The sequence below is a fragment of the Pedobacter sp. 10L46_2 genome (assembly GCF_056395165.1).
Window position 1 is genome coordinate 1 of record NZ_JBFTIZ010000360.1, and the last position, 3,949, is coordinate 3,949.

The 3,949-nt window shown below is 37.0% G+C and carries 4 protein-coding genes; 1 reads left to right on the forward strand and 3 read right to left on the reverse strand.

The window, feature by feature from the left end; translation table 11 throughout:
- A partial coding sequence (locus AC1DDX_RS24835) for a helix-turn-helix domain-containing protein (protein ID WP_477622780.1) occupies positions 1-748 on the forward strand: 748 nt, incomplete at its 5' end.
- 5 nt (positions 749-753) lie between these two features.
- Here the strand turns inward: AC1DDX_RS24835 and AC1DDX_RS24840 are convergent.
- From AC1DDX_RS24840 to AC1DDX_RS24850, 3 genes are all read right to left on the reverse strand, one after another.
- The gene (locus AC1DDX_RS24840) at positions 754-1,086 is read right to left on the reverse strand and encodes a DUF6686 family protein (protein WP_246269702.1); all 333 of its coding nucleotides are present in this window, start codon (positions 1,084-1,086) and stop codon (positions 754-756) included.
- A gap of 345 nt (positions 1,087-1,431) precedes the next feature.
- Positions 1,432-2,334 (reverse strand): alkaline phosphatase family protein, encoded by a 903-nt coding sequence (locus AC1DDX_RS24845; RefSeq protein ID WP_337716193.1) that lies wholly within the window; start codon positions 2,332-2,334, stop codon positions 1,432-1,434.
- A gap of 162 nt (positions 2,335-2,496) precedes the next feature.
- Entirely contained in the window at positions 2,497-3,792 is a 1,296-nt protein-coding gene (locus tag AC1DDX_RS24850; protein WP_288879303.1) for a hypothetical protein, read from the reverse strand.
- Positions 3,793-3,949 lie beyond the last annotated feature (157 nt).

Consider the following 3,949-nt stretch of genomic DNA (forward strand, 5'->3'; position numbering starts at 1 on the left):
GTTCGTCCCTGAGCATTTCTTTTTGTTTTTGGCCAAAGGTTTGATAACAGGATACGACGGCAGTAAAAAATATGAACTGAAATCAGGAGAATCTTGCATTGTCAAAAAAAATCATCTGGCCAGGTATCACAAGCAAAAATACAATGGAGACTTTGAGAAAGTAGTGGTGATTTTTGACAAAGCTTTCCTGAAAACCTTTCAGGATAAGCACCAAATCAAAATAAGTACTTCTGAGGAAGAAGATGCCTTTATCCTTTTAAAAAAGGATTCTATGATCACCAATTTCATCAGTTCACTTTCTGCTTATTACAATGATGAGGGTAAAATAGACGAGAAATTTTCCAATATCAAAAGAGAAGAACTTCTATTGATCCTTTTGCAAAAGCAACCTGAGTTGTATCCTATTTTCTTTGATTTTGGACATCCGGAAAAAATAAACCTCGAAGAATTTATGAATCGCAATTATAAATTCAATGTAAGCATTGAACGTTTTGCTTACCTTACAGGAAGAAGTATCTCTGCATTTAAAAGGGATTTTAAAGATATTTTCCATGACACGCCTAGCCGATGGCTGGTTAAGAAACGCCTGGAAGAAGCTTACTTTCTGATAGAAAGAAAGGGAAAGAAACCTACTGATATTTATATTGATCTTGGATTCGAGGACTTGTCGCATTTCTCCTTTGCTTTTAAAAAGAAATACGGATTGGTTCCTTCTCTTCTGAAAAATCAGGTGTTAAGCAGAGGATAACATGGTTAATGTCCTGTATCTCTTTCCATCAACATATAAACTTCATTCATATATGTTGCTTCTGAAAGTGCTGCCCTAAAGTCTTCCAGCTCTTCTGGATCAAAAGTAAAACTGATATCATCATTTGGAGTATGTAAAATTATTCGGTCTTCTCCATCAGGGAAAGGCAATGAATTGCTTTCAAAACAGATCGTGTCAACAACTTCTTTAAAGGAAGTAAATCCTATTGCCGGGAAATTGAGCACAAGGTTGTGGTGCCATATGTAATACATCTTGCATCCAGCGCAGCAGCTGATGACTGTTTTTCCTCTGGTTGTTAATACTCTTGTCTGGCACATGTTACTTGTTTGTGCCTGAATTACCCATGCCCATTAACATGGGTAACCAGGACTTGATACATTATCAAATTAACTAACTAAACTAAGATCAGCGGGGCGCTGATCTGCACCAAAGGTATAACAATTTTTCATTATTTATAATTATTCTAAATAAAGAATTATTTTAAAAGAGTATAGCCTTATTGKGGACCCTATGTCAATAGCACACGATAGTAATGCCCTTGCTCTGCCTCAGCTGTACTTGAGGAATGCTTCAGACTTGCTTCATCGAAGTTGATACTGAAGCAAGCCTCAAGGAGAGCTAAACCATGGCTGAAGGATAGGAAGGTAACAGAGAAGATATTCCTACTTAAATATCGCATTTGGTACAACCCCTGTCCAGGCAGCAGGTAGCTTGCTTACTCCAAAAATCTTTGCCAATACCAAAGCTGTATTTTTATTGCTGTTGAATTCGGTAATCAGACCACGTTTCCTGATTTGAGGTCCGGTAATGGCCCATGGCACCTGCATTTCCGACATTGACACACCACCATGTCCCTGGTTAATGCCACCATGGTCTGTAATTAGCAGAAAGTGCGTATCTTTATAAATTCCAGCTGTTTTTAGTTTGTTCAGCAATATGCCAATTTCAACATCTGCATCCTCAATAGCCTTAATATATTCAGGAGACATCCACTTGAAGCTGTGACCAGCATGATCAGTATGTACGCTGTATAAAAATACAAGTGTAGGGCTTTGTTTATTTTTTAATAGAAAATCGTATGCTTTGCTATAGTTTTCCTGATAACGATCATTCTCTTCAAAATTAACCTCATCAAGGTATTTTTTATTAATAGGATTGATCAGTTCTTTCCAGTTATAGTAGTAGGCAATTTTTGACGAGGGTACTTCATCCTTCAAAACCTTAAATATTGAAGGGTAATATCCCTCTTTATCTGTCGCAATTGGAGTAAGTGGATGTTTTTCCATTGTCCAGTCATTACTGGTTATTCCATGCTCTTCCGGGCCTGAGCCAGTCATGTGGCTGGTCCAATTTGGAAGTGTAATGGATGGCATTACCGGCCTGGTAGTTAGCGAAAGTACGCCATCAGCGACCATCTTGTCCAGATTAGGATGTTTTGCTGTTTTAAATCCCTCGGAACTAAAACCATCCAATCCAATAATAAGAACACGAGCAGGCGTCTTTTGTGCATTTGCAGAAAAGGAGATTACGGATAAAATAAGTGCTTTGAAAAAAAAAGATCTCATGTGTATACTTGTTTGATATATAACAAAGTTAAATCTGTTTAATTTAAGTATGCGTATTTGTTTGTACAAATCAAAAACAAAAAAATGTATACGTAAAGTATTTAAGGTTAATTGATTAAAAGATAATTTGAATTCAAATGGATGTATGATTCGAGGTTTTTTTTAGAAAGTTTCATGTGTACTCAGATCATGTAGCTCAGGTGAAACTGCTTTACCAATGCCATTAAATAATATCTTAATTCCCATTACCTTGCCTATTGATCGCTGATATTTAGTAAAAAGTACTTTTTTACCGTTTAAAACGACTGATGCCTGCTTATTTTCTACTTTAATCATTACCTCGCCGCCATTTTCAGGATTAAAAGCGAGGGCGCCCAAAAATTGTTCAGAGCCTAATACCCTGACTTCCGAAAATTTGTATTCAGAGAAAGCCACACAGCTCCGTCTGTTTAACTTTAACAGGTGTCTGTGCTTTTCACCTAAAATGATAATTGTAGTTTCAACACATTGAGTGCCTGGTCTGCTTTGTTCGGCAAATATTTTACAGGAGAAAGAAAAATTATCTCCGTTAATATGTGATGGCTTGATGTTGCTAAAGCCAACCACAAAGGGCTTATGCGTGTCAAGTCCTGCTGAGTCGAGTTGTTTTGGCGATACATAAATGTTTTTTGGATCCAGTGATTTTAACCCTGCAATGGGGAATGCCCTGGAGGTATCGTTACCAGAATTGGCTACCCAGCCCTTGGTTTGCATATAGGCCGAGGCTGTATCTATTGGCTTATTGTGATATAACAATGTTGCATACACCACTCCTGGGTTTCTAAAGAATTTTGTGATCTTGTTTTTACCCTTAATGGAAGACACCAATGCTTCATCCATAAAATCTACCTGATATTCTTCATTTTCATCAAAAGAAACCTTTGAGTTTAGTTTAAATACAGCGGTATGTGGTACACTGCCGAAAGGATTTTCGCACACCAGTTTTACCTGCATAGACTCGGCTGTATTTTTCCAAAAGAAGACAATGGCTAATATAACCAAAACCAATGCTGCAAAAATAGCAACAACAAGTCGCGGTACTTTAGTGTCTTTAGGTACTTCAATATCATTTTCCTGATCAGTAGAGATGGATGTAACATTCTCGATCTTTAAAGTTGCGAAAACCAGTTCAAATTCCTGCCAATCGCGATAACCAATGAATTGCGATAATGCATCTCTGGTAGCTTTTTGGGGAAAATAGCGTTGGGGAGTTTTCAATCGGCCAAATATCCTTTTAAGTGTATTTACACTTAAATACACACCCGTTTGTTTGCCCAATTGACTACTTAATCTATTGTAATCTTCAATCCGCCATTCAGTAATGGCTTTGTCTCCCATCTTTTCTGTTATTTTCTGGCAGCAAAGATCTAATGCTTTAAAAAAAGATTGATTTACCGGCCGTACAGAATTAGAATCCATTTAAGAGTATCTCCTTAATAATTAAGCAATTATAACTACAAAACACTGCTTTCTCTTTGTATGGCCATTTGCATCTTTTTTACACCTTTTAGAAATAGATTTACGATCACAATTAACACATCCTTGTACAAACATATAAAATAACCGACCAATCAGG

Coding starts and splice junctions, on each gene's coding strand:
- AC1DDX_RS24840 (WP_246269702.1), bottom strand. CDS start 1,086: ATGTGCCAGACAAGAGTATTAACAACCAGAGGAAAAACAGTCATCAGC.
- AC1DDX_RS24845 (WP_337716193.1), bottom strand. CDS start 2,334: ATGAGATCTTTTTTTTTCAAAGCACTTATTTTATCCGTAATCTCCTTT.
- AC1DDX_RS24850 (WP_288879303.1), bottom strand. CDS start 3,792: ATGGATTCTAATTCTGTACGGCCGGTAAATCAATCTTTTTTTAAAGCA.